Raw genomic sequence first — 26,040 nt, 5'->3', positions numbered from 1 at the left:
TTGCAGCAACAACCAGGATCGCGCCGTCCATCTGCGCAGCACCGGTGATCATGTTTTTAACATAGTCGGCGTGGCCTGGGCAGTCTACGTGTGCGTAGTGGCGAGTCGGGGTGTCGTACTCAACGTGAGAGGTGTTGATGGTGATACCACGAGCTTTTTCTTCTGGCGCGTTATCGATCTGGTCGAATGCGCGAGCAGAACCACCGTAGGTTTTTGCCAGAACGGTAGTGATTGCAGCGGTCAGCGTTGTTTTACCATGGTCAACGTGGCCGATAGTACCGACGTTAACGTGCGGTTTTGTACGTTCAAACTTTTCTTTAGACATCGATTGTCCCTCTAAGACACGGATAAATCGGTGATATCACCACATCAACCAGGCGAAATGCCTGAATTGTTGAATACAGTAAAATTGAAACAGAGAGAAACGGGAAGGAGAAGTGAAGTGGTGCTGATACCCAGAGTCGAACTGGGGACCTCACCCTTACCAAGGGTGCGCTCTACCAACTGAGCCATATCAGCACGTATTGGAGCGGGCAGCGGGAATCGAACCCGCATCATCAGCTTGGAAGGCTGAGGTAATAGCCATTATACGATGCCCGCATCCTGAAACTCGGCTACCCAGTTCTTTCTGTAACAAAAAAAGAGATTTCTCTCTTTTTCAGTTTGAGCTGGCTAATTTTTCCAACCAGCTCCGGCGGCATTTACGCTGCCAGAAAGTGGTGGTGGGGGAAGGATTCGAACCTTCGAAGTCTGTGACGGCAGATTTACAGTCTGCTCCCTTTGGCCGCTCGGGAACCCCACCGGACTTGATGGTGCCGACTACCGGAATCGAACTGGTGACCTACTGATTACAAGTCAGTTGCTCTACCTACTGAGCTAAGTCGGCATCAAGTAGCGCGCATTCTATGGATACCTGCGCGGTCATGCAACTAAAAATTTGCATAAAACGTTCTTTCGCTCACATTTTATGCGAACAGCGTATCGGACGCTGTAAAAGTAGTCATTTAAGGTCAAATATTCAACATATCAGCGTGATTTGCACCGTATTCACCGTAGCGTGACGGCTTCCGCGTAACGCAGCGCTTTCTATCTTTTTTCTTATTATTCCTGTCATCTGGTGTTAACCTCCTGCCCATTGTCCAAAATTAACTGTGTGATGAGCCACGATCCGGCAGTGTGATGCTGGCTCACTGAAGCATGCTTATGAGCAAAAAAGAGCAAACGTTAATGACGCCTTATCTTCACTTTAACCGCAGCCAGTGGGCTGCCCTGCGTGATTCCGTCCCTATGACGCTGACGGAAGGTGAAATCGCACGGTTAAAAGGGATAAACGAAGATCTGTCCCTGGAAGAAGTGGCAGAAATTTATCTCCCCCTCTCTCGCTTGCTTAACTTCTATATCAGCTCGAACCTGCGCCGTCAGGCTGTGCTGGAGCAGTTTCTCGGGACGAACGGTCAACGCATTCCTTATATCATTAGTATCGCAGGCAGCGTGGCCGTGGGTAAAAGTACCACCGCGCGTGTCCTGCAGGCGCTGTTGAGCCGCTGGCCGGAACACCGCAGCGTGGAACTGATCACCACCGACGGCTTCCTGCACCCGAATGAGGTGTTAAAAGAACGCGGGCTGATGAAGAAGAAAGGCTTCCCGCTCTCTTATGATATGCACCGTCTGGTGAAATTTGTCTCTGACCTGAAATCCGGCGTGCCGCACGTGACTGCCCCTGTCTATTCGCACCTGATCTACGATCGCATCCCGGACGGGGATAAAACGGTGGTCCAGCCGGACATCCTGATTCTGGAAGGTTTGAACGTGCTGCAAAGCGGGATGGACTATCCTCACGATCCGCATCACGTATTCGTCTCGGATTTCGTCGATTTCTCTATTTATGTCGATGCACCGGAAGACCTGCTGCAAAACTGGTACATCAACCGCTTCCTGAAGTTCCGCGAAGGGGCGTTCACTGACCCGGATTCCTATTTCCACCACTATGCTCAGCTTTCTGAAGAAGAAGCGATCGGCGTGGCCACGGGGCTGTGGAATGAGATCAACTACGTCAACCTCAAAGAGAACATCCTGCCGACGCGCGAGCGTGCAAGCCTGATCCTCACCAAGAGCGAGAAGCACGCCGTCGACCAGATTCGCCTGCGGAAATAATCAAGCAGACATAAAAAAACCGGCTTAGCGCCGGTTTTTTTTCGTTATGCCTGTGGCTTCTCGCCATTTTCATCCTGATCGACCGCGAAGCAGGCAACCAGCTGGCCGCCATAATCCTTCAGCTGCGGCTGGAGCTGAGTGCACGGGCCAAAGCGGCGACTACAGCGGGCGTTGAATGCACATCCCGGAGGTGGATTCAGCGGACTTGGCAGTTCCCCCGTCAGCTTAATACGCTCTCGACGATCGTCCGGGTTCAGACGCGGCGTCGCAGACAACAGCGCCTGGGTATACGGGTGACGAGGGTTATTAAAGATCTGGTCTTTCGTCCCCTTCTCCACGCAGCGCCCCAGGTACATCACCATCACTTCATCAGCAATGTGCTCGACAACCGACAGGTCGTGGGAGATGAACACGTAAGAGAGCCCCAGCTCCTGCTGGAGATCCATCATCAGGTTCAGCACCTGCGCACGCACGGATACGTCGAGCGCGGAGACCGGCTCATCGGCAATCACCACGTCCGGATCGAGCATCAGCCCGCGGGCGATCGCAATACGCTGACGCTGGCCGCCGGAGAACATGTGCGGATAGCGATCGTAATGCTCGGTTTTGAGACCGACCTTCGCCATCATCGCCAGCGCTTTTTCACGGCGCTGCTCCTTGCTCAGATTACTGTTGATCAGCAGCGGCTCTTCCAGAATCTGCCCGACTTTTTTACGCGGGTTCAAAGAACCATACGGGTTCTGGAACACAATCTGGATTTTCTGTCGACGCAGCTTCTGCGCCTGCGGATCGTGCTTGAGCAGATCCTGCCCCTGATAGTAGAGCTCCCCGCCGGTCGGCACCTCAATCATCGTCAGCAGACGGCCCAGCGTGGATTTGCCGCAGCCTGACTCTCCCACCACCGCCAGCGTTTTGCCGCGTTCGAGGTTAAAAGAGACGCCGTCCAGCGCTTTCACCAGGCGTTCAGGGGCAAACAGCCCCTTCTTCACCGGGTAGTATTTTTTCAGATCGATGGCCTGCAGCAGCGGCTGTTGCGTGGTGGCCTGTTGCGTACTCATAGTGTTGGCCTCCCGGCATCATCGAGTGGGTAGTGGCATTTCGACTGACGACCGTCAGCAAGCTGGTTCAGCTCCGGCTCTTCTGCCCGGCATTTGTCCGTCGCATACGGGCAGCGCGGATTGAGCAGACAGCCCTGAGGACGGTCATATTTACCCGGTACCACACCCGGCAGCGACGCCAGACGCGCTTTGTCCTGGGCAAACTCCGGCAGCGCGCGTAAAAGCGCCTGGGTATACGGGTGTCGCGGCGCGCGGAAAATATCGTGTGAGTTTCCGGTCTCGACCACCTGACCGGCATACATCACGATGATTTTGTGCGCGGCTTCGGCCACCAGCGCCAGATCGTGCGTAATCAGCACCAGCGCCATATTCTCTTTCTGCTGCAGCTCCAGCAGCAGTTCGATGATTTGCGCCTGAATGGTCACATCCAGCGCCGTCGTCGGTTCATCTGCAATCAGCAGTTTTGGTCGACAGGCAATCGCCATGGCGATCATCACGCGCTGGCTCATCCCACCGGAGAGCTGATGCGGGTAAACGTCCAGACGCGATGCCGGGTCAGGAATACCCACCTGGTTCAGCAGGTCGATCGCGCGCTGACGACGGGTTTTCTTATTCCCGCCCTGATGCACCTTAATCGCTTCCATAATCTGGAAACCGACGGTGTAGCACGGGTTCAGGCTGGTCATCGGGTCCTGGAAGATCATCGCCACTTCGGCACCCACCAGCTGGCGGCGCTGCTTTTCAGAAATGCGCTTCAGGTCCTGACCGTTGAACTGCAGGTTTTCCGCCATCACGCGGCCCGGGTAATCAATCAGCCCCATGATCGCCAGCGAGCTCACTGACTTACCGGAACCGGACTCCCCGACAATGCCAACCACTTCGCCCTGATTTACGCTGTAGCTGATGCGGTCCACGGCGCGAAACGGGGTGCCTTCGTCGCCGAAGTGCACCGATAATTTATCTACATTTAATAACGCCATCTCGTGCCTCTTACTGCTTCAGTTTGGGATCAAGCGCATCACGCAGGCCATCACCCATCAGGTTAAATGCCAGCACCGTCAGCAGGATTGCCAGACCCGGGAAGGTGACAACCCACCAGGCGCTTTGTGCGAACTGCAACACGTCGGAGAGCATGGTGCCCCACTCCGGTGTTGGCGGCTGCGCACCCATGCCCAGGAAGCCAAGAGCGGCCATATCAAGAATGGCGTTAGAGAAACCGAGCGACGCCTGAACAATCAGCGGCGCAAGACAGTTAGGGAAGATATTGACGAACATCTGGCGCATCGCACCGGCACCCGCCACGCGAGATGCCGTGACGTAATCGCGGTTCACTTCCACCAGCACCGCCGCACGGGTTAAACGTACATAGTGAGGGAGCGCCACGAAGGTCAACGCCAGCGCGGCGTTACCAATCGACGGGCCGAAGATCGCCACCAGCACCAGCGCCAGCAGCAGGCTCGGCAGCGCCAGCATGATGTCGACGATACGCATGATGATGTTATCAACGATGCCGCCGAAGTAACCGGCAACCAGGCCGAGTACAACGCCCATGATCAGCGACAGCACAACAACGAGACAGCCGACCAGCAGCGACAGGCGCGCGCCGTACATCAGACGCGACAGCACGTCGCGGCCCACGTCATCGGTACCCAGCAGGTGCGTCAGGCTACCGCCATCCTGCCACGCAGGCGGCGCGAGCAGCGCATCGCGGAACTGGTCCGCCGGGTTATACGGTGCGAGGAAGTTCGCAAACACCGCAATCAGGATCATGATTACGACATACACCAGCCCTACCACCGCGCCTTTATTGCGCTTGAAGTAGTGCCAGAACTCCTGCAGCGGCGTCATAGGAACCGGTGCAGCGACCACTTTATTTTGAGTGACTTGTGACATGATGGTCCCTTACTTCTTATGACGAATACGCGGGTTCACCACGCCGTACAGCAAATCGACCAGCAGGTTGACGAGGATAATCATCGTCGCGACCAGCAGTACACCGCCCTGCACAACCGGATAGTCACGGCGCTGCAGCGCGTCAATCAGCCAGCGTCCAAGGCCCGGCCAGGAGAAGATGGTTTCGGTCAGGATCGCCCCCGCCAGCAACGTCCCCACCTGGAGACCGATAACGGTCACCACCGGCAGCATGGCATTACGCAGCGCATGAACGATGATGACGCGCATACGCGTCAGGCCCTTGGCGCGCGCGGTGCGGATATAATCCTCACCCAGCACTTCCAGCATTGATGAACGGGTCATACGCACGATCACCGCCAGAGGAATGGTGCCCAGCACCATGGCAGGCAGGATCATGTGCGCCACGGCATCAATGAAGTTGCCCTCTTCGCCCCAGATAGCCGTATCAATCAGCATAAAGCCGGTGAGCGGGTTGGTATCATCCAGGAAGACCATATCACTGACGCGCCCGGAGACCGGCGTCAGGTTAAGCTGCACCGATACCAGCATGATCAGCATCATGCCCCACCAGAAGATAGGCATGGAGTAGCCGGTCAGCGCCAGGCCTACGGCGGTATGATCAAAAATAGAGCCACGCTTGACGGCAGCCAGTACCCCAACAGGAATACCCACCGCAGTGGCGAAAATCATGGCGCAGACGCCAAGCTCCAGTGTCGCTTTAAAACGCGGCACGAACTCGTCCCACACCGGAAGACGGCTTTTCAGCGAAATCCCTAAATCACCGTGCAGCACGCCCCAGATATAGTGGAGATACTGCTGCCACATCGGCTTATCGAGACCGAGTTCCGCCAGCAGCTGTGCATGGCGTTCAGGGGAAATACCACGCTCGCCCGCCATAATCATCACCGGGTCGCCGGGGATCATATGGACGAAGGCAAAAGTGAGAAGGGTAATACCGATAAACGTGGGGATAACAAGTCCCAGACGTCGGAGGATGAACTGCAACATAACCCGGATTCTCTCTGATGACGCACGACCAGTGGCGTGACGTCTGTATTGCTCACAAATGTAAATTCCCTCTCCCACAGGGAGAGGGTTAGGGTGAGGGGATGCATGCACGACCCTCACCCCTGCCCTCTCCCAAAGGGAGAGGGAGAACACCCTACTTATTATTCAACCGATACGTTTTCGAAGTGGTGTTTGCCCAGTGGATCAACCACGTAACCCTTCACTTCTTTACGCACTGGCTCGTACACGGTGGAGTGGGCAACAATCAGCGCCGGAGCCTGATCGTGCATAACAACCTGAGCCTGCTTGTACAGTTCAATACGTTTGTTATGATCGTCGGTCGCACGCGCCGGCTGGATCAGGTCTTCAAACGGCTTGTAGCACCAGCGAGAATAGTTAGAACCGTCTTTCGCCGCCGCGCAGCTGAACAGGGTGGCGAAGAAGTTGTCCGGATCCCCGTTATCACCGGTCCAGCCCATCATTACCGCCTGGTGTTCACCCGCTTTGGCGCGCTTCAGGTACTCGCCCCACTCGTAGGTCACAATCTTGGCCTGTACGCCAATCTTCGCCCAGTCAGCCTGAACCATTTCCGCCATACGGCGTGCGTTCGGGTTATACGGACGCTGTACCGGCATCGCCCACAGCTCAACGGTAAAGCCTTTATCCTGGCCCGCTTCTTTCAGCAGCGCTTTCGCTTTCTCAGGATCGTAGCTGTAATCTTTAACGTCGTCGTTATAGCCCCACATTGTTGGTGGGATCAGGTTTTTGGCAGCAACGCCAGCGCCCTGGTAAACGGCTTTGATGATCGCTTCTTTGTTCACCGCGTAGGTCAGCGCCTGACGCACTTTCACGTCATCAAACGGTTTCTTCTCGGTGTTGAAGGAGAGATAGCCCACGTTCAGGCCAGCCTGCTCCAGCAGGTTGATGTTCTTGTCCTGCTTCATGCGGGCGATATCAGCCGGGTTCGGGTACGGCATCACCTGGCATTCGTTTTTCTGCAGTTTTGCATAACGCACTGACGCATCAGGCGTGATGGAGAAGACCAGACGGTCAATCTTCGGCTTGGTGCCCCAATAGCCTTCGAAGGCTTTGTACAGAATGCGGGAATCTTTCTGGTACTGCAGCAGCTGGAATGGACCGGTACCGATTGGGTTCAGGTCGACTTTTTCCGGCGTACCGGCTTTCAGCATGTTGTCCGCGTACTCTTTGGACAGAATAGAGGCGAAGTCCATGGCCAGGTCAGCCAGGAACGGCGCTTCCGGACGCGTCAGCACGAACTGAACGGTATTATCGTCCACTTTTTTCACTTCAGAGATCAGATCCGGCAGACCCATCCCTTCGAAGTATTCATAGCTGCCGCCAGACACTTTGTGGTACGGGTTCTGGGCGTTTTTCTGACGGTCGAAGGAGAACACAACGTCGTCGGCGTTAAAGTCGCGCGTTGGTTTGAATTCTTTGCTGTCCTGCCACTTCACGCCCTGGCGCAGGTGGAAGGTATAGGTTTTGCCGTCTTCGCTGACGTCCCACTTCTCGGCCAGACCCGGAATCACTTCCGTGGTACCGGTTTTGAATTCAACCAGACGGTTATAGATCGGTACAGAGCTTGCGTCGTAAGTTGTACCAGAGGTAAAGAGCTGTGGGTTAAAGCCTTCCGGCGAGCCTTCAGAACAGTAAACCAGGGTTTTTGCCTGTACGCTTGCTGCCACGGTCATAGCCACCAGGCTCAGACCAAGCTTCAGCATCCCTGACTTCTTCAAGGAAATACTCATTATTCTGCTCCAATGTGATGTTTTGCTTTGTTGTGTTACGCCGCCAGACCTTTATTTATTTTTTACCCGGTCCGGTCGGTGATGCCCGAAGGCTTTAAAGGGATGGAGAATCCTTTCAGAAGAGCGTTTGAGTTGCAGCGCAGATCGTCCCTGAAATGCCCCTCATGCCCTACAATCTGTCAACAGAATGTGAAAACGTCAATACAGGTGACGGGGATTTACGCTGAGTGTGAGAAACCGCAAACAAAGATTAAAAAAACTATGTATACCAGTTTTCAGCAGGGAAATTTATGCTACTCGCTATCTTGCAGCACAAGTCTCTTCATATTTCGCAACAATCAGTGATTAACTTTTATTCAGAATGGGTAAATTTTCTTGCAGAATGGTGATTATCTGAGCACTAAATACCGCGAACGTTAAAACGCACAGCGAAAAATGCTGAGGTTATCCATAAGCAACGCGAAAAAAGATCAATCTATATATAAAAAAATACAATGGATTATGTCACAAAATCGTTAACAGATAGGCAGAAGCGTGTGTAAGGGGCGTTTTGGTTAGTCTGACGGGCTAAGGTCATAATGCAAAAAGGGCTAACCTTGCGGTTAGCCCTTTTCAGAATGTGGTCGGCGAGAGAGGATTCGAACCTCCGACCCACTGGTCCCAAACCAGTTGCGCTACCAAGCTGCGCTACTCGCCGAATGCGGAGCGCATCTTACTGCTGAGGTGCGCCCCCGTCAATCCCTTATTTTCAAAAAGACAATCAACTGGCGATATTCTCGCCAGAGCAGCTACTGCGCGGCTTTTGCGGTATTATCAGGGAGTTTACACCAGTTGTTGTTTTCGTTAATCCCACCGTTCGGTGAGGTGTAGCCGAGACAGCCCATAATGGTGTCGTAAAGCTCAACGTGACGACGCGGCACCTTCATCTCCGCCTCTTTCTTCAGCTGAGCAAACATCTTCGCCTTCTCTGGATTTTCAAGATACTTATCCGACATCCACATGATCATCGGCACGCGGAACTGCTCAGGCGGTGCCAGCTTGCGCGGCGTACCGTGCAGATGCTCTTTCTCGTTGATGGATTCACCGTGGTCTGCCGCGTAAATCACAATCGCTTTCTTATCGCGCAGCTGGTCGATCACGCGGCTCAGGAAGGTATCCACATACAGCACCGAGTTATCGTAGGCGTTGATCAGCTCCTGCTTGCTGCAGTCTTTATTAATGCCCACGCACTCAGGCTGCCACTTCGCGAAATCACGCGTGTAGCGCTGGTAATAGCTGTAATGCGACCCTTTGGTATGCAGAATAACCAGATGTTTGCCCTGTGGATGGTTCTTGAGGGACTGCGACATCTCTTCCAGCAGCAGCATGTCGTCGACGTTTTTACCGCGGTTACGCGGCTCGGCGCCAATCTGCTCGCGGTACGCGATGTTATCTGCCAGCGTGTTGGTATAGAACCACATCTCACTTTGCATGGCGAACAGGTCTGAGCTAAATCCAAGCTGCTTCAGCACGGCAAACACGTTCTGTTCTTTCAGCGTGCGTTGCGGGTTATCGCTTGCACCGCCTTCACGCACAAACATACAGCGCAGCGAGAGCTTGGTTGCGGTATCACAGGAGTAGCCACGGTAAGCCACCAGGTTCTTTTCCTGCGCCAGCTTTGGCGTGGTATCCCGGTCATAGCCGAGAATACCCATATGATCCCAGCGCGTCGTTTCACCAATGACAAAGACGACGTATGTATCATCAATCCCGTCGGCTGGCGGCTGGTAGGTGAATTTTTTCAGTGGATTGATCAGAGACTTCACATCACTGGATTCATCCGCCTGCGCCCAGGCATACAGACCTAACGCTGACAGCCAGTTAGACGGCAAATAGGAGTTTGCCACCACGCCGCCATAGCTTGGCATATCGACGCCCGTCGCTTTTTCGACGCGTTTTTGCTGCGTTTCCATCAGGCGGATAGGCGCCCATACCAGCAGACCGGCCAGCAGGACGACGACGATATTGCGGATCCGCTGTCCACGCGTACGCAGCTGGCGTAAAAGCGTATAGCGACAGGTATTGCTCCAGATAAAGAACAGCGGGATCAGACAGGTTAAGATCGTCCAGACGATAAAGCCTTTCCCAACCACCTCTTTCGAGAGATCGATATCCGTGGTCATCACCGAGGCAACGATACCGTAGCCAATGACCACGTTCATAAACGTCATGTAATAGCTTGCGGCAGCAGAAATAATCACCACCAGCGAGGCTAAAATTTGCCAGGTTCGGCGGCCAAAGAGAGAGAGCAGGCGTAACAGGAAAAAGGTAGCCAGAACAGAGCCAAACACTTCAATCGCGGCGAATATCCCATTGCTTACGGTGAGGTGTTCAAAATAGCCTTCCACTCTTCTGAACAGCACCGCGCCATTCAGAAACAAACCGATATAGACAGCCAGCATCAGACACAAACGTTGCTGGGTAAGAGACCTAATGTATTTCATGCAAACAACCCTGGGGGAAGGGGTATAAAGACCCGCCGAATCTCAACGAGAAAGCGGACAGAGTAAGTAAATGCGTAAGGAAGCGTTATGAGAAACGTCTACAAGCGCGGTAAGTAGACCACAGCGGGAGAGAAAAGTGGCAGCAGAGAGTGTGATCGGTGTAAATTTTTACAAAATATCGAGACGGGAAGCCTCTCACATAAACAAAAAAGAGGCCGCAATGGCCTCTTTCATACAGCTTATGCATGTACTTCTTTAAATACTTCGCGCTGCGGCTGGCGAATCGTGGTGGATAGCGCCAGTGAGATAATCAACAAGGCGAAGATGACGCAGAAGGTCACATAGAACCCGCCGAACAGAGAGGCAATCAGCGAGCCGCAGATACTACCGATGCCGAAGCCGAGATAAATCACGCCATAGTTTTTCGCCAGATTGTTCAGGCCAAAGAACTCGCTCACCAGTGACGGGAAGACGGTAATGGTGCCGCCGAAGTTAAAGGCCACGCAGGCAATCGCCGCGAAGAAGGTAGCCTCATTCAGCGGAGCGAACAGCAGCGCCGCCATGCCGACCAGCGAAACCACCTGCCCAATCGTAATCACGCGGATGCGGGCAATTTTGTCAGACAGAATACCGAGGACCAAACGACCGGAGAGGTTAGCAATGGAGATCACGGTCACCGCATTCGCCGCCGTGGCCGCATCCAGCTTCACCATCCCCTGCGCGATGTCCTTCGCCACGCCGATAACATACAGTCCGCTCATGCAGGCCGTCAGGAACATCACCGCCAGCATCCAGTACTGTGGCTTACGCATGGACTGCGCGAGAGTGAAGTCGTTCTCCACCACGCCGTTAACGGATTTGACCTCCTGCTGCGGCGCATCGGTCATCAGCGTGGCACCGAACAGAATCATCACCAGCACGATGGCGCCCCAGATCATAAAGGTGTTTTCGAGGCCAACGGACGCCAGCAGATGAGAGTCGATAAATTTGAACCCGAGGCTGCCCAGACCATAGGATCCGATGGCAAACGCGGAGATTAAACCTTTACGCTCCGGGAACCACTTCACGCAGTTCGACAGGGTCAGGAGGTAACCTGCGCCATCGGCCAGGCCCACCAGCACGCCGGCGCTAAGCCACAGCATCATCAGGTTGCTGGAATGCGCCGTCAGGAAAAAGCCCAGACCCAGCAGTATGCCGGACGCCATGGTCACACGCTTCACCCCGAAACGCTCCTGCAGCTTGCCCGCGACGGAAGACGAAATCGCCAGACCCAGGCTCAGCAGACCAAAGGAGAACGCGACCTGGCTGACCGGTGCGCCAAGTTTGTCGGAAAGCGCACTGTTAAACAGGCTCCAGGTATAGACCGACCCCAGCGCAAACTGGGTAACGATGGTGCCAAAGAGCGTAAGCCAGCGCGTGCGGTTATAAGTTGATGTGTTCATGGCAGTTGTCCTGCAAGAGAAATTAAGGAAGTTCGCTGAGGACAACGATAAACAAAACCTTAATACGCCTGGGGGGAAACGGCATGAAATGCAGGCGGAGCGGAATGAAATGCCTGGAATCGGGAATGAATGGCCTGGTTCGGGAATAAAGCGACAGCGTGTTAGTACCCGCTATCGCTACAATGCCCGTGGTTGTTGTATTCTAAATGTTATCGTAACGTTTAAAAAAGTAACAACACTAGAAATTCGCGCTGACGCCGAGGGTGTATAAAAACTCCTCACCGATGGTGGTATGCTCACCCTGAGCCAGCGACGCATAGGCCGCCATGTGTGTATTAAAGGGAATATCCGTTCCCACGGTGACATCCATCCAGCTACCGCTTTGGGCAGGGGCCGGCGTTTGCGGCATACCAAACTGCGATTTCCACTGGTTTTCACCAAACTGCTGGTTATAGCTGATCTGCGCCCAGGGACGGAGATCCCCGTACTGGGTATTCACGCGCCACCCCAGCGTGCTCACGCTGGCATGCCAGAGCGGGTCGGTAAGTGCCTGCGTCGATGCGCTATCACCAAACTCGTTGACCATCATGGGAGTCGTGCCGTCATACCGCCACGCCACCACCGGGCCGGTGGTGATACGTGCTGAAACCGGAAAATTCCAGCCCACGCTCATCGCCCCATCCACCGTGTTGCCTGACGGCACATTCAGGGCAAGGCCTGGCGCATTTTGTGAAGACTGAATACGCTCAGCGAGAATATCCTCATAACGCGGTTGGTGATCCGCGTCCCATGTATAGCGTTCCGCCGTATTATTTTGGGCGTCTGAAACGATATATTCCTGTTGCCAGGCAGACGCTGAATTACAAAAAAACAGGCAGGCTGAAATCCCCACCAGGCCAGAAGCAGCATGGCGACCACTGATTTTTTTTATCATCATCAACGCGACCCCAGAGAGAGCCGAATTCGGCGATATTTGTCGTTATTCAGGAAGAGCTTATAGAGCACATGGCCCTGTATTAACTATTGTCTTTATAGTAAACACGTCAAGCCAGACAGAATGAAAATTTTGCGAAATCAGTATCAATAAGGGAGATGACGGATGGAACGTTGCGGTTGGGTAAGCCAGGATCAGCTTTATATCGACTATCACGATCGGGAATGGGGCGTGCCGGAAACGGATGGCAAAAAACTCTTTGAGATGATCTGCCTGGAAGGCCAGCAGGCGGGGTTATCGTGGATTACGGTACTGAAGAAACGCGAAAACTACCGCAACGCCTTCCTCCAGTTCGATCCTGTCGCCGTCGCCGCGATGACCGATGAAGACGTGGAACGCCTGGTACAGGATGCCGGCATCATCCGCCATCGCGGTAAGATTCAGGCCATCATCGGTAACGCACGCGCTTACCTGGCGATGGAACAAAACGGCGAATCGTTTTCAGATTTTGTCTGGTCGTTTGTGAACAACGATCCGCAGGTCACCCAGGCCGCCACGCTCGCGGAAATCCCGGCCTCTACCCCGGCCTCGGATGCCCTCTCGAAGGCCCTGAAAAAACGCGGCTTTAAGTTTGTCGGCTCCACCATCTGCTACGCCTTTATGCAGGCCTGTGGCCTGGTCAACGATCACGTTACCGGCTGCTTCTGTCATCCGGGAGACCATCATGATCCGCAAATGGCAAAGTGAGAATACCGCACCGCTTCTGAGCCTGTGGCTTGAAAGCACCACGGAGGCGCATCCGTTTATCGAGCCGGGTTACTGGAAAGAGAACGAGGCGATGGTGCGGGACGTTTACCTGCCGTCGGCGGAAACCTGGGTCTGGGAACAGGATGGCGAACCTTGCGGATTTATCAGCGTGATGCAGTCTCAGTTTGTCGGCGCCCTGTTTGTGGCGCCGTCATACATCGGGAAAGGCATCGGGCGCGCGCTGCTGAACCACGTTCAACAGCGCTTCCCGCACTTAACGCTGGAGGTGTACCAGAAAAATGTTCGGGCGGTGAATTTCTACCATGCTCAGGGCTTTCGCATTGAAGACAGCGCCTGGCAGGATGATACCCAGCACCCGACGTGGATCATGAGCTGGCAGGCGGATCAAACGCCGTTAAGGTAAGCTCGGGTCCCTGATATTTCTCGACCCAGGCCAGGGCCGTGTTCCCTGCGCAACCATTCCCCAGCTTCGAGCTGGGGAGATCTTTGGTCAGCACGTTAACCGCCCCGTTTTTACAAATACCGCCTTCGGCGGGCTCCAGATCGGGCCATGCGCCCTGATGAATACAGAGCACGCCCGGTTTAATCCCGTCGCTCACCACTGCCCCTGCCAGTACCTGCCCGCGCGAGTTCCAGACGCGCACCACGTCGCCGTCCGCAATCCCGCGCGCTTTCGCATCGAGGGTATTCAGCGTGATCGGCTCTCGCCCGGCGACCGCATACTGCTCGCGCAGGGACGTATAGTTAAGCTGGCTGTGCAGACGGTGCGCGGGATGCGCAGACAGCACCTGCAGCTGTTCCGGCTGGGCGTTGCCGTGCCACTCGTCCGGCTCGAGCCACATAGGGTGTGGCGGGCAGTCGGCATACCCGAAGCTGGCGATGCGCTCGCTGTAGATCACGATCTTTCCGCTCTCGGTTTTCAGCGGGTGGCTCTCCGGGTCGCGGCGGAAATCGGCAAAGCGGACAAACTTCGCGTTCTGTTCGCTCTCCGGCATCTCGACGATCTGGTTCGCCTCCCAGAACTCAGCGAAGGGCGGAAGCGTCACGCCCTGCGCCGCGCCGCGCTGTCCGGCAATCTGATAGAAGGTCTCCAGCCATTCTAGGTCAGTTTTCCCCTCGGTGAAACGCGCGCGGCCGCCCGCTTCCCACAGCTCGCTCAGTTCAGCAAACACGTCAAAATCATCACGTGCCTCATCGCGCGGGGCCACTACACGCTTCATCGGGACCATATGCTGGTTGCTGTAGTCGCCGGTCATGGTCAGATCGTTACGCTCAAACGAGGTGGTCGCCGGCAGCACAATATCTGCATGCTTAGCCGAGCCGGTCCAGAAACACTCTGAGATCACCACCAGCTCCGGCTTCTGCCAGGCGCGGATCAGGCGATTGGTATCCTGATGGTGCGTGAAGTTCGACCCGCCCGCCCACCAGACAAATTTAATATCCGGGAAGTGGCGGTCCAGACCATTGTGCTGATAAAAACCGCCGGGGTTTTCCAGGGCTTCAACGATCCGCGCCACCGGGATTATATCCACGGCGTCCACGCCCCCCTGCACCGAGCCTTGCAGAGACGCCAGCACCGCCGCTTTACGCGTTGGGTTACCGCCGTTTGCAAAGTGATAGGAGAGACCAAAACCTCCGCCCGCCGTGCCGATCTGCCCAAGCATTGCGGCAAGGGTGACCAGCATCCAGTGTTTTTGCTCGCCAAACTGCTGGCGCTGCATCCCCCAGCCGGACATTAACATCGTGGTATTTTTATGGAATAACGCCGCCAGTTCGCGGATTTTATCAGCAGTAACGCCGCAAATATTTGCCGCCCACTCTGCCGTTTTTGCTACCCCATCGGATTGACCCGTCAGGTAGTCGGCGAATTTATCGAAGCCGGTGGTACAGCGCGTCAGGAATTCAACGTCGTGCCAGCCGTTTTCAACCAGCGTATGAGCGATACCCAGCATCATCGCCACGTCGGTGCCCATATGCGGGGCAATCCACTCGGCGCTGTCGCCGAAGAAATCCATGGTTTCAGAGCGCATCGGGTCAATGCAGATGATGCGCTTGCCGCTTTTGCGCAGCGCGTCGAAATATCCAATGCCCTGCTCGTCGCTGGCATTCCAGGCAATTTTCAGTGTGTTAAGCGGATTAGCGCTCCAGAGCACCACCACGTCGGTATGCGCCAGCACCAGCGGCCAGCTGGTCTGCTGCTGGTACACTTCGTTCCCCCCGACGACGTACGGCATGATCGCCTGTGCCGCGCCGGTGGAGTAATCACCCAGATGACCGGTATAGCCTCCCGCCAGGCTCATGTAGCGCTGCAGCAGCGTCGAGGCCTTATGCAGCACGCCGTTAGAACGCCAGCCGTAGGAGCCGGCGAAAATGGACGACGGCCCGTAACTGTCGCGAATACGCCTGTGCTGGGCGTGGATCAGCGCCAGCGCGTCATCCCAGCTCACGCGAACAAACTCATCCTGACCGCGAATACCCTGAGGCTTGTCCGGCGAGGCCAGAAAACCTTTACGCACCATCGGCCAGCGAACGCGCGTTTTGCTATGCACCTGATCGCGAACGACGGTCTGTAACGAGTTGGGATGTTGGGTTGGTAATGCCCCGCGGGACGACAGAACATTTTCGCCGTCGGTTTCGACCAGCATCGGCCCCCAGTGGGCGGCGGTCAGAATGGTTTTCGTTGAGGTGCTCAAGCGTGCGCTCCTGGTTGCGTGCAGGTTTTACCGCCTTCTTGCTGAGGCAGTTTATGGTTTGTCACAAATTTCAGAGTTATACCCGGAATTTTCTCCGTATCTGGACGTCATAATCAACTGCCACGCTCGCCGTGGCAAAGAATAAAAAGGATTAAGGAAAGAAGATGAAAAAACGCGTACTCGTTATTGCCGCTCTGGTGAGCGGTGCACTGGCTGTTTCTGGCTGCACAACCAACCCTTATACCGGTGAGCGCGAAGCGGGTAAATCCGGCATTGGCGCAGGTATCGGCTCGCTGGTCGGCGCAGGCGTTGGAGCACTCTCCTCCTCCAAGAAAGATCGCGGCAAAGGCGCGCTGATTGGCGCAGCGGCGGGCGCGGCGCTGGGCGGCGGCGTAGGCTATTACATGGACGTGCAGGAAGCGAAGCTGCGCGACAAAATGAAGGGTACCGGTGTGAGCGTAACGCGCAGCGGGGATAACATCATCCTGAATATGCCAAACAACGTGACCTTCGACAGCAGCAGCGCAACGCTGAAGCCTGCGGGCGCGAACACGCTGACCGGCGTGGCAATGGTGCTGAAAGAGTACAACAAGACCGCCGTGAACGTGATGGGCTATACCGACAGCACCGGCAGTCAGGATCTGAACATGCGTCTGTCCCAGCAGCGCGCCGACGCCGTGGCCAGCTCGCTGATTACCCAGGGCGTTGAAGCGAACCGCATTCGCACCAGCGGCATGGGCCCTGCCAACCCTATCGCCAGCAACAGCACGGCGGAAGGCAAAGCGCAGAACCGCCGCGTTGAGATTACGTTGAGTCCTGTGCAGTAATCATTAAGCCGGGTGGCGGCTTCGCCTTACCCGGCCTACGTTCAGCATGTAGGCCCGGTAAGCGCAGCGCCACCGGGCAAATGACTTGATTCGTCCGATTTTCCCGCTAAGGTATTCTCACTAAATTCAGGGAAATCAGCGATGAGCAAACCAGCCCGGGCCACCATCAGCGACGTGGCGAAAGCCGCCAAAACCGGTAAAACCAGCATTTCGCGCTACCTTAACGGTGAGAAACACCTGCTGTCCGACGCGTTGCTGGCGCGAATTGAACAGGCCATTGCCGATCTCGACTACCGCCCCAGCCTCATGGCGCGCGGGCTCAAACGCGGCCGCACCCGCCTTATCGGGCTTATCATCGCCGATATCACCAATCCCTATTCCGTTAACGTGCTCAGCGGTATCGAAGCCGCCTGTCGCGAGAAGGGGTTCACGCCGCTGGTCTGTAATACCAACAACGAAGTCGATCAGGAACTGCACTATCTCGACCTGCTGCGCAGCTACCAGGTCGAAGGGATTGTGGTTAACGCCGTGGGCATGCGTGAAGAGGGGTTAAACCGCCTGCAGCAGTCCTCCCTGCCCATGGTCCTCATCGACCGTAAAATTCCGGAATTTGCCTGCGATATGGTCGGGCTGGATAACACCCAGGCCGCCACGACCGCCACCGAGCACCTGATCGACCAGGGCTTCGAGGCCATTCTGTTTCTGAGTGAACCGCTAGGCATGGTCAACACCCGTCGCGAACGTCTGAGCGCATTTCGCGCCACGCTGGAGCGATATCCCGGCGTGATCGCCGAAAATGCCGAAACGCCGCTTCACGAAGCCGGGCAGCTCGACAACACCCTGCGTCAGTTCCACACGCGCCATCGCGGGATGCGCAAAGCCGTTATCTCCGCCAACGGGGCGCTGACGCTTCAGGTTGCCCGCTCGCTCAAGCGCATTGGCCTGCACTGGGGCAGCGACATCGGTCTGCTGGGGTTTGATGAACTGGAGTGGGCGGAGCTGGCGGGCGTCGGCATTACGACACTCAAACAGCCCACCTGGCAGATTGGCTATGCTGCTGTTGAACAAGTGGTTCGCCGCATTGAAGGCACCAGCGATGCCGTTCGCGAGCAGGTCTTCTCCGGCGAGCTGATCGTTCGCGGCTCCACGGCGCGTTAATTTTCCCTTGTGATACCGATCATAAATTCGACATCCTGACCTTTTCTTTGGAACCGGTTCCATCTAGCGTAATAGTATTGATATGTTGCGATGGAGTCCGAAGATGGGCAGGAAAATTATGGTGGTCACCGCCGCGTACGGTGCGGAACAGGTGCGACATGCGGGCGGTCAGCGGGCGATGCTGCCCGTTATTGCAGGCGCGGGGGCAGACGGCGTGGAGATCCGCCGGGAACTGTTCACCAGCGAAGAGCTGCTCGCGCTGCCTGCGCTGGGAGAATCCATTGAGCTGCTCGGCCTGCTGGCGTGCTACTCCGCCCCCGCCGCCCTGTTTATGCCCGACGGCACCCTCAACCCGGACCTGACCCGCTATCTCTCTGAGGCCAGCACCCTGAACGCCCTGTGGCTGAAGGTTTCCCTGGGCCATTTCCGCGACGCGCAGCCTCTCGACGCCCTGCGTACCCTGCTGAACGCAAGCGGCATGGCGCTGGTCGTGGAGAACGATCAGACCGACTGCGGACAGCTCGCCCCCATGCAGCGCTTCCAGGCCGCCTGTCGGGAAATGGCATTGCCCGTCACGCTGACCTTCGACATGGGCAACTGGCTGTGGGTCGGTGATTCCCCCGAAGAAGCCGCGCGTCATCTGGCCCCAGCGGTGAGCTATATCCACGTGAAAGCCGCCGTGCCGCATAAAGATAACTTCCGCGCCGTGGCACCGGACCACGCCGATGCGCGCTGGCTGGATCTGCTCGGCCAGCTGCCTGCCGATGCCCCGCGCGGTATCGAGTTCCCGCTGGAAGGGACGGATTTAACCGCCGTTACCCGCCATTACGTCAACCTGCTGCGCGAGGAGTAAACCATGCACAAGACGCTGGATGTCATCACAATCGGCGAAGCCATGGCGATGTTTGTCGCCACCGAAACGGGCGAGCTGAGCGCGGTGGAGCACTTTATCAAACGCGTGGCAGGCGCAGAGCTGAACGTCGCGACCGGCCTGGCGCGTCTCGGCCTGAACGTCGGCTGGGTCAGCCGCGTGGGGGACGACAGCTTTGGCCATTTCGTCCTCGACTCGCTGAAAAAAGAAGGTATTGATGCCGCAGGCGTCACCCTCGACGGACGCTTCCCTACCGGCTTTCAGCTTAAATCTAAGGTCGAAAATGGAACCGATCCCATCGTGGAATATTTCCGCAAAGGATCCGCCGCAAGCCACCTTTCTGTCGCGGATTATCACGCCGACTATTTCGCTTCCGCGCGCCACCTGCACCTGAGCGGCGTGGCGGCAGCGCTCTCTGCCAGCTCGTATGAGCTGCTGGATCATGCGGCAGCCACGCTGAAAGCCCAGGGAAAAACGATCTCTTTCGATCCGAACCTGCGCCCGGTGCTGTGGAAAAGCGAAGCGGAAATGGTCGAGAAGCTCAACTATCTGGCATTCCACGCTGACTGGGTTCTCCCGGGCCTGAAAGAAGGGATGATCCTGACCGGTGAAAGCACGCCGGAAGGCATTGCCGATTTCTACCTGAATAAAGGCGTAAAAGCGGTGGTGCTGAAGACCGGTGCCGACGGCGCATGGTTTAAGACGGCCAACGGCGAACAGGGCGCGGTCGCGGCGGTGAAGGTTGAGAACGTAGTCGACACCGTCGGCGCGGGCGACGGTTTTGCCGTGGGCGTGATTAGCGCCCTGCTGGAAGGCAAAACGCTGCCGCAGGCCGTGGCGCGGGGCAACAAGATTGGCTCGCTGGCCATTCAGGTCCAGGGCGACAGCGAAGGATTACCCACGCGAGCAGAGCTCGGCGTTTAAATTCCTTCTCCCCCCGGGGAGAGGGCCGGGGTGAGGGGCATAAATCGCACTCAACAAAACAAACCACCGTGTACCCTACAGACAACGGCGGTAACAACCTCAACAACAGAGGCAAGCCTATGAACAGTTCGACCAATGCAGTAAAACGCTGGTGGTACATCATGCCAATCGTGTTTATCACGTACAGCCTGGCGTACCTTGACCGTGCTAACTTCAGCTTCGCGTCCGCGGCAGGGATCACCGAAGACCTTGGCATCACCAAAGGTATCTCCTCCCTGCTGGGTGCCCTTTTCTTCCTGGGCTACTTCTTCTTCCAGATCCCCGGCGCTATCTATGCGGAACGCCGCAGCGTGCGTAAGCTGATCTTCGTCTGCCTGATCCTGTGGGGCGCCTGCGCGTCGCTGACCGGCGTGGTGAACAATATTCCTGCCCTGGCCGCCATTCGCTTTATCCTCGGCGTCGTTGAGGCGGCGGTCATGCCGGCAATGCTGATCTACATCAGCAACTGGTTTACCAAATCTGAACGCTCGCGCGCGAATACCTTCCTGATCCTCGGTAACCCGGTCACGGTGCTGTGGATGTCGGTGGTATCTGGTTACCTGATCCAGTCCTTCGGCTGGCGCGAAATGTTTATCATCGAAGGGGTCCCGGCAGTGATCTGGGCATTCTGCTGGTGGGTGCTGGTGAAAGATAAACCTGCCCAGGCGAAATGGCTTTCCGAAGATGAAAAAGCGGCGCTGCAGGCACAGCTGGATAAAGAACAGCAAGGTCTGAAGGCGGTTCGCAACTACGGTGAAGCCTTCCGCTCGCGCAACGTGATCCTGCTCTGCGCGCAGTACTTTACCTGGAGCATCGGCGTGTACGGTTTTGTGCTGTGGCTGCCGTCGATTATCCGCAGCGGCGGCGAAAACCTCGGCATGGTAGAAGTGGGCTGGCTCTCTTCGGTACCGTATCTGGCCGCGACCATCGCCATGATCGTCGCATCATGGGCATCGGATAAGCTGCAGAACCGTAAGCTGTTTGTCTGGCCGCTGCTGCTGATCGCTGCCTTTGCGTTCATTGGCTCCTGGGCCGTCGGTGCGAATCACTTCTGGGCCTCTTACGCTCTGCTGGTCATTGCCGGTGCCGCCATGTACGCCCCGTACGGACCATTCTTTGCCATCATCCCGGAAATGCTGCCGCGTAACGTCGCGGGTGGCGCGATGGCATTAATTAACAGTATGGGTGCGCTGGGTTCGTTCTGCGGCTCCTGGTTCGTCGGTTACCTGAACGGTGCTACCGGCAGTCCATCCGCATCGTACATCTTTATGGGGGTGGCGCTTTTCGCCTCCGTGTGGCTTACTCTGATTGTTAAGCCTGCTAATAATCAACAACACCCTGTCGGCGCTCGCCACGCCTGAATCCTTAAAAATCAACGGAGATTAGCATGAAGCCGTCCGTCATTTTGTATAAAGCACTGCCGGAAGATCTGCAGAAACGCCTTGAAGAACACTTCACCGTCACGCAGGTGAAGAACCTGAGCCCGGAAACCGTGGCACAGCACGCCGAAGCGTTCGCCAGCGCCGAAGGCCTGCTGGGTTCAAGCGAGAAAGTGGATGTCGCCCTGCTGGAGAAAATGCCGAAGCTTCGTGCTACCTCTACCGTTTCCGTGGGTTACGACAACTTCGACGTGGATGCCCTCAATGCCCGCAAGATCCTGCTGATGCATACGCCACATGCCCTGACGGAAACCGTGGCCGACACGCTGATGGCGCTGGTTCTCACCACGGCCCGTCGCGTGGTGGAAGTCGCCGAGCGCGTGAAAGCGGGAGAATGGACAAAAAGCATTGGTCCGGACTGGTTCGGCGTGGACGTTAACGGCAAAACGCTGGGCATTGTTGGCATGGGGCGTATCGGGCTGGCACTGGCGCAGCGCGCGCATTTTGGCTTTAACATGCCGATTCTGTATAACGCGCGTCGCCATCACGGTGAAGCCGAAGAACGCTTCAACGCGCGCTACTGCGAGCTGGATACCCTTCTGCAGGAAGCTGATTTTGTTTGCCTGGTTCTGCCGCTGACGGACGAAACGCGTCATCTGATTGGCAAAGAGGCGTTTAAGAAAATGAAGCAGTCAGCCATTTTCATCAACGCGGGTCGCGGCCCGGTGGTGGATGAGAAGGCGCTGATTGAGGCCCTGCAGAATGGTGAGATCCATGCAGCAGGTCTGGACGTCTTTGAGCAGGAGCCGCTGCCGGTGGATTCCCCGCTGCTTTCGCTGCCTAACGTGGTTGCGCTGCCGCACATCGGCTCAGCCACCCATGAGACGCGCTACAACATGGCGGCCACTGCGGTCGATAATCTCATCGCCGCCCTTAGCGGAGAGGTGGAGATAAACTGCGTGAACCCGCAGGTGCAACGTTAGAAACGAAAAAACCCGCCAGAAGGCGGGTTTTTGAATTTTGTGCTACTGGGTTGGAAGCTTACAGGCTTACAACGTTACCAGCTGCTGGGCCTTTAGCGCCGCTTTCGATGGTGAAGGACACTTTCTGACCTTCGTCCAGAGATTTGTAGCCATCGTTCTGGATAGCAGAGAAGTGTACGAACACGTCTTTTGAGCCATCGTCAGGAGTGATGAAGCCGAAACCTTTATCAGCGTTGAACCATTTTACCAGACCAGTCATTTTAGCAGACATAGAAATTACCTTATTAACAAATATATTGTGCCTTCCGGCTTGATGGATTGCGTTACAGATTTTTAAGCGATGAAGGAAGGGTCACTACGAAGGGTATCTATGGATAACAATCTGGACTGCTTTACTAAACTGCTTTAGGTCTGTGTAACAAACCGACGGGAATAGTTATACCGATGTGGTAGAGGAATGACAAGCGTTATTTTCAATATGCATAAAAAAACCCCGCCAGAAGCGGGGTTTTTTTGGTTTATTCTGTGGCCGTGACGGCGGCACTCCAGGCCTGGCTAAAGGCCTGATGCTGGGAGGCCAGCGGCCCAATTAGCGTATTGTACTGGCTTGCCTGCTGCGAGGTTGGGAACTGAATGCCGTTAGCAACAAAGCTCACCTGAGCTTCCTGCTGGGCAATAAAGTCACCCACCTGAACCAGCTGCTGCGTGAAGATTTGCGCGGCCGGAATCAGCGGTTGCAGCGCTTCAGAAGGCTTGGTCACCACTTTCTCATACACTTTGTCGAAGACCGGTTTGAGATCGTCGCCCTGCTTCAGCGCAGAACGTGACGCGTCAGCCTGCATTTTCGCATTCTGCAACTGCTGGCTCAGCACGCCAAGCGCACCGTTGGACTGGCGAAGCGGTTCGCGCTGCGTCATATAATCCTGCGGAACGCGAATGGCGTTCACGCTATCCACTACCGGGCGGATACCGGAATCCATCGCCTGGCTCACCTGCTGTGAATAACCATAAAGAATGGCGTAATCGGACACGAAGGGGCCAAACTGTTTTTTCTGATCCGCAGTCAGCGTCGGCAACCGCTCGCCGCTGCGCATCACTGTATTCTGCAGAAAATCGATAAACGCTTTGCGCTGATCGCCTTCTTTATCAAAACACCCACTCAGGCTAACAACCATCAACAACGCCGCAATAGGCGCAAACCAGCGAGAGCAGGACTTTCCTGTCGCCATTTTATTACTCCTTTCACCCAAAAAAGCGCACACCGGCACACGCGTGCCCGACGCTGACAAGGATAGTCCAGGTCAGCCTTGCAAGATACTCTTTTCATGCAAAACGGCTATTGCCGATTTATTTCTTACCATTTACAAAAAAATACCTGCCGAAGCCGACACATGACTAATCAGGGAATTAGCATAACTGTCCATATTGCTGAATCGGGTAAAGCGATCGTTACCGCACGATTAATCACACCCGTGACGATCCTGGGTTGGTATTAGGGACTATTCTTAACTGGCTCTCTGATGTTCTTGATCACGATGTGAGATTTAAGAGGAGTCCTCAATGGAATATAAAGATCCTGAGTTTGAGCTGCTGAGCAGTCTGGAACAGATCATTTTTAAAGATGTACCGCAGACGATTACCCTGCAACAAAAATCCAATCCCTTTACAGAATATGAGCAATTGCGCAAAGGGACGGGGCTGAAAACGGAAGAATTCGCCAGAGCGATGGGTGTCAGCGTAACTATGGTGCAGGAGTGGGAGTCAAAACGTGAGAAACCCACCCCAACCGAGTTAAGGCTGATGCGCCTGATTCAGGCCAACCCTGCACTCAGCAAACAGATAGCGTAGTCAAGTTTGAACGCCCCCGCCTCTGCGGGGGCTTGTGTTTAAAGGCTCTCGCAACGCCAGCCCGCCTCTTCCCATACCCATTCATGCGTTAACGTTAAGCCTCTTAAAAAAATCTCATCGTGTGATACCACCAGCAGAGCCCCGGGGAAACCGGCCAGCGCCGCTTCAATGGCCTGGACTGAGGCCAGATCCAGATGGTTGGTCGGTTCATCCAGCAGCAGAAGCTGCGTGGCCTCCGCGCGCCACAGCACGCAGGCCAGGGCGGCTTTAAGACGCTCGCCCCCGCTGAGCTCCGCCAGCGGGAGCGTGACTTTGTCGGCACCCAGTTGAAGCTGCGCCAGACGGGTTCGCAATACCCCCTCTTCCAGAGGCGTATGACTCAGGTTGAGATGCGTCATGACCGACTGCGAAAGATCAAGTTGTGACAAATGCTGGTCGAGATAAGCACAGCTGACGGAAACCTTACACGTCCCTGAACGGGGGGCGATCTCGCCGAGGAGGATTTTTAACAGCGTCGATTTGCCGCAGCCGTTCGGTCCCTTTAACGCCACGCGCATCGGTCCGTCCATCCGCCAGTTGAGCGGAGGAGCAGGCACATGCGGCAGCAGCAGATCCTCCAGCACCAGCACCTGCTTCCCCTCCGGGATCTGACTCCCCGGCAGGGTGAAAATGACCGGGCTATCTTCTTCAACGCGTTCACGCGCCTTGTTTACCGCGGCATTAAGGGCTTCATTTTGCACGCTGTGCTGTTTTTTCCAGGAGCCGATCCGCTCCTTTGCCGCACCTTTGTATTTGACCCGCTCAAACGAGGCAATATTCAGGGTATCGACGGTGCGCAATGTCTTTGCCGACCGCCGCTGGCTGTCATCATGCTCTTTTTGCATGCGTGCCCGGGTGCGTTTGCGCTCGGTAGCTGCATGTTCCAGCGCCGCGCGGGCCGCCTGCTGTTCGGCATCGCGCTGGGTTTGATAATCAGCATAATTCCCGCCGTAGCTGCGCAGACCCGAGGCGCTCAGCTCAAGGATACGCGGCACCTGCCCCAGAAGCTCACGGTCATGGGAGGCCACCAGCACGCCGCCCTGAAAACGACTGAGCTGGTCGTAGAACCACGCCCGGCCTTGTCGATCCAGATGGTTAGTGGGCTCGTCCAGCAGCAGGAAATCCGCTTCAGCCGTAAACGCCCCGCACAGCAGGGCGCGAATGCGCTCGCCGCCGCTGAGCTCAGCGGCGGTTTTATCCGGGTCAAACGGTGGGAGTTTCGCATTGATAAACGCCTCGCGCAGGCGCTCGGCAACATCCCAGTGGCCGTCAAGCAGCTCCAGATCGTCAGGCTGGTAATCGCCGCTGTCGATGCGCTTACGCGCCGTAAAAATCGCGTCATACCCGAGCAGTTGAGCAAGCGTCGTCTGCGGAGAAATGACGTGCTGCTGCGCCACCCAGGCATGCGAGCCAAAGCGTTCGATATGGCCGGTAGCCGGTTCGTCCAGCCCCGCCAGCAGACGCAGCAGACGAGTTTTCCCGCTGCCGTTGCGGCCAACCAGCGCGCACAGGGAGGGTTCCAGCGTGAGATTCAGCGGACCAAAAAGGATATCGCCCGTCGGAAACTGACAGGTGACCTGATGCAAAATAAAAGAAGGGGACTGCGCAAAATGAGCCATAAGCACTCCTGAATGAAATCAAAACATCCCCTGCCGACGCGGTGGCGTTTAGCAAGGATCGAAATTCATCAGTCGTGTTTGTTCATTTTTGGGGGGCACTCCGGCGCGAGAAAGTTAACGGGATAAGGAT

23 protein-coding genes and 5 tRNA genes are annotated in these 26,040 nt (G+C 56.0%); 10 read left to right on the top strand and 18 right to left on the bottom strand.

Annotation, left to right across the window (positions count from 1 at the left end):
* The 5 genes from N037_RS23240 to N037_RS23220 form a co-directional block, all read right to left on the bottom strand.
* Positions 1 to 325, bottom strand: a 325-nt coding sequence (locus N037_RS23240; protein WP_032641063.1) for a GTP-binding protein, incomplete at its 3' end; no start/stop codon positions are given.
* 118 nt (positions 326 to 443) lie between these two features.
* Positions 444 to 519, bottom strand: a tRNA-Thr gene (locus N037_RS23235).
* Between the two features lie 6 nt (positions 520 to 525).
* Positions 526 to 600, bottom strand: a tRNA-Gly gene (locus tag N037_RS23230).
* 117 nt (positions 601 to 717) lie between these two features.
* A tRNA-Tyr gene (locus N037_RS23225) sits at positions 718 to 802 on the bottom strand.
* Between the two features lie 8 nt (positions 803 to 810).
* Positions 811 to 886 (bottom strand) — tRNA-Thr (locus N037_RS23220).
* A 317-nt stretch (positions 887 to 1,203) separates the two neighbouring features.
* On the opposite strand from N037_RS23220, the gene coaA reads away from it, so the two are divergent.
* A complete protein-coding gene (coaA, locus tag N037_RS23215; RefSeq protein WP_032643800.1) occupies positions 1,204 to 2,154 on the top strand; it encodes a type I pantothenate kinase in 951 nt (316 codons plus the stop codon).
* Between the two features lie 44 nt (positions 2,155 to 2,198).
* On the opposite strand, the gene dppF is transcribed toward coaA, so the two are convergent.
* The 9 genes from dppF to N037_RS23170 all read right to left on the bottom strand — a co-directional run bounded on the left by dppF (position 2,199) and on the right by N037_RS23170 (position 12,765).
* Entirely contained in the window at positions 2,199 to 3,212 is a 1,014-nt protein-coding gene (dppF, locus tag N037_RS23210) for a dipeptide ABC transporter ATP-binding subunit DppF (RefSeq protein WP_023309965.1), read from the bottom strand.
* Positions 3,209 to 4,192 (bottom strand): dipeptide ABC transporter ATP-binding protein, encoded by a 984-nt coding sequence (dppD, locus tag N037_RS23205; RefSeq protein ID WP_008502772.1) that lies wholly within the window; start codon positions 4,190 to 4,192, stop codon positions 3,209 to 3,211. Before dppD ends, dppF begins: the two co-directional genes overlap by 4 nt.
* 10 nt (positions 4,193 to 4,202) lie before the next feature.
* Entirely contained in the window at positions 4,203 to 5,105 is a 903-nt protein-coding gene (gene dppC / locus N037_RS23200) for a dipeptide ABC transporter permease DppC (RefSeq protein ID WP_029742039.1), read from the bottom strand.
* A gap of 9 nt (positions 5,106 to 5,114) precedes the next feature.
* Complete coding sequence (gene dppB, locus N037_RS23195) at positions 5,115 to 6,134, bottom strand: dipeptide ABC transporter permease DppB (RefSeq protein ID WP_014882057.1); 1,020 nt, start codon at positions 6,132 to 6,134, stop codon at positions 5,115 to 5,117.
* A gap of 161 nt (positions 6,135 to 6,295) precedes the next feature.
* A complete protein-coding gene (dppA, locus tag N037_RS23190; protein ID WP_023334096.1) occupies positions 6,296 to 7,903 on the bottom strand; it encodes a dipeptide ABC transporter periplasmic-binding protein DppA in 1,608 nt (535 codons plus the stop codon).
* 620 nt (positions 7,904 to 8,523) lie between these two features.
* Positions 8,524 to 8,600 (bottom strand) — tRNA-Pro (locus tag N037_RS23185).
* 91 nt (positions 8,601 to 8,691) lie between these two features.
* A complete protein-coding gene (eptB, locus tag N037_RS23180) occupies positions 8,692 to 10,386 on the bottom strand; it encodes a kdo(2)-lipid A phosphoethanolamine 7''-transferase (protein ID WP_023334095.1) in 1,695 nt (564 codons plus the stop codon).
* Positions 10,387 to 10,625: 239 nt separating this feature from the next.
* A complete protein-coding gene (locus tag N037_RS23175; RefSeq protein WP_023334094.1) occupies positions 10,626 to 11,828 on the bottom strand; it encodes an L-lactate MFS transporter in 1,203 nt (400 codons plus the stop codon).
* A 238-nt stretch (positions 11,829 to 12,066) separates the two neighbouring features.
* Positions 12,067 to 12,765 (bottom strand): autotransporter domain-containing protein, encoded by a 699-nt coding sequence (locus N037_RS23170; RefSeq protein WP_023334093.1) that lies wholly within the window; start codon positions 12,763 to 12,765, stop codon positions 12,067 to 12,069.
* 162 nt (positions 12,766 to 12,927) lie between these two features.
* On the opposite strand from N037_RS23170, the gene tag reads away from it, so the two are divergent.
* Positions 12,928 to 13,509 (top strand): DNA-3-methyladenine glycosylase I, encoded by a 582-nt coding sequence (tag, locus tag N037_RS23165; protein ID WP_023334092.1) that lies wholly within the window; start codon positions 12,928 to 12,930, stop codon positions 13,507 to 13,509.
* Positions 13,487 to 13,933, top strand: coding sequence for an N-acetyltransferase (locus tag N037_RS23160; protein WP_032643798.1), 447 nt, complete (start codon positions 13,487 to 13,489; stop codon positions 13,931 to 13,933). Before tag ends, N037_RS23160 begins: the two co-directional genes overlap by 23 nt.
* Here the strand turns inward: N037_RS23160 and N037_RS23155 are convergent.
* Entirely contained in the window at positions 13,896 to 16,175 is a 2,280-nt protein-coding gene (locus N037_RS23155; RefSeq protein WP_050511276.1) for a molybdopterin guanine dinucleotide-containing S/N-oxide reductase, read from the bottom strand. The two genes, N037_RS23160 and N037_RS23155, sit on opposite strands and share 38 nt — an antisense overlap.
* Positions 16,176 to 16,387: 212 nt before the next feature.
* On the opposite strand from N037_RS23155, the gene N037_RS23150 reads away from it, so the two are divergent.
* The 6 genes from N037_RS23150 (at position 16,388) to ghrB (ending at position 22,404) form a co-directional block, all read left to right on the top strand.
* Positions 16,388 to 17,050, top strand: coding sequence for an OmpA family lipoprotein (locus N037_RS23150; protein WP_023334089.1), 663 nt, complete (start codon positions 16,388 to 16,390; stop codon positions 17,048 to 17,050).
* A 141-nt stretch (positions 17,051 to 17,191) separates the two neighbouring features.
* On the top strand, positions 17,192 to 18,208 hold the full coding sequence (locus N037_RS23145) for a LacI family DNA-binding transcriptional regulator (RefSeq protein WP_032643794.1): 1,017 nt from the start codon (positions 17,192 to 17,194) through the stop codon (positions 18,206 to 18,208).
* A 103-nt stretch (positions 18,209 to 18,311) separates the two neighbouring features.
* Positions 18,312 to 19,061 carry a sugar phosphate isomerase/epimerase family protein gene (locus N037_RS23140; RefSeq protein WP_032643792.1) on the top strand — a complete coding sequence of 250 codons (750 nt, stop codon included), beginning with the start codon at positions 18,312 to 18,314 and terminating at the stop codon, positions 19,059 to 19,061.
* A gap of 3 nt (positions 19,062 to 19,064) precedes the next feature.
* Entirely contained in the window at positions 19,065 to 20,003 is a 939-nt protein-coding gene (locus N037_RS23135; protein WP_032643790.1) for a sugar kinase, read from the top strand.
* Between the two features lie 119 nt (positions 20,004 to 20,122).
* Positions 20,123 to 21,403, top strand: coding sequence for an MFS transporter (locus N037_RS23130; protein ID WP_023334085.1), 1,281 nt, complete (start codon positions 20,123 to 20,125; stop codon positions 21,401 to 21,403).
* A 26-nt stretch (positions 21,404 to 21,429) separates the two neighbouring features.
* On the top strand, positions 21,430 to 22,404 hold the full coding sequence (ghrB, locus tag N037_RS23125; protein WP_032643789.1) for a glyoxylate/hydroxypyruvate reductase GhrB: 975 nt from the start codon (positions 21,430 to 21,432) through the stop codon (positions 22,402 to 22,404).
* Between the two features lie 58 nt (positions 22,405 to 22,462).
* Here the strand turns inward: ghrB and cspE are convergent, their stop codons facing one another.
* A complete protein-coding gene (gene cspE, locus N037_RS23120; protein WP_003860775.1) occupies positions 22,463 to 22,675 on the bottom strand; it encodes a transcription antiterminator/RNA stability regulator CspE in 213 nt (70 codons plus the stop codon).
* Between the two features lie 247 nt (positions 22,676 to 22,922).
* Positions 22,923 to 23,633, bottom strand: a complete 711-nt coding sequence (locus N037_RS23115) for a DUF3053 domain-containing protein (RefSeq protein WP_023334083.1) — start codon at positions 23,631 to 23,633, stop codon at positions 22,923 to 22,925.
* Positions 23,634 to 23,964: 331 nt separating this feature from the next.
* Between N037_RS23115 and N037_RS23110 the strand changes: the two genes are divergently transcribed.
* Positions 23,965 to 24,252 carry an HTH-type transcriptional regulator gene (locus N037_RS23110; protein ID WP_032643787.1) on the top strand — a complete coding sequence of 96 codons (288 nt, stop codon included), beginning with the start codon at positions 23,965 to 23,967 and terminating at the stop codon, positions 24,250 to 24,252.
* A gap of 38 nt (positions 24,253 to 24,290) precedes the next feature.
* On the opposite strand, the gene N037_RS23105 is transcribed toward N037_RS23110, so the two are convergent.
* Positions 24,291 to 25,910 carry an ABC-F family ATP-binding cassette domain-containing protein gene (locus N037_RS23105; protein ID WP_032643785.1) on the bottom strand — a complete coding sequence of 540 codons (1,620 nt, stop codon included), beginning with the start codon at positions 25,908 to 25,910 and terminating at the stop codon, positions 24,291 to 24,293.
* Positions 25,911 to 26,040: the final 130 nt, after the last annotated feature.

It is taken from the genome of Enterobacter sp. EGD-HP1 (assembly GCF_000733275.2).
Lineage (GTDB): Bacteria > Pseudomonadota > Gammaproteobacteria > Enterobacterales > Enterobacteriaceae > Enterobacter.
This window is presented reverse-complemented; position numbering and strand designations above follow the sequence as displayed.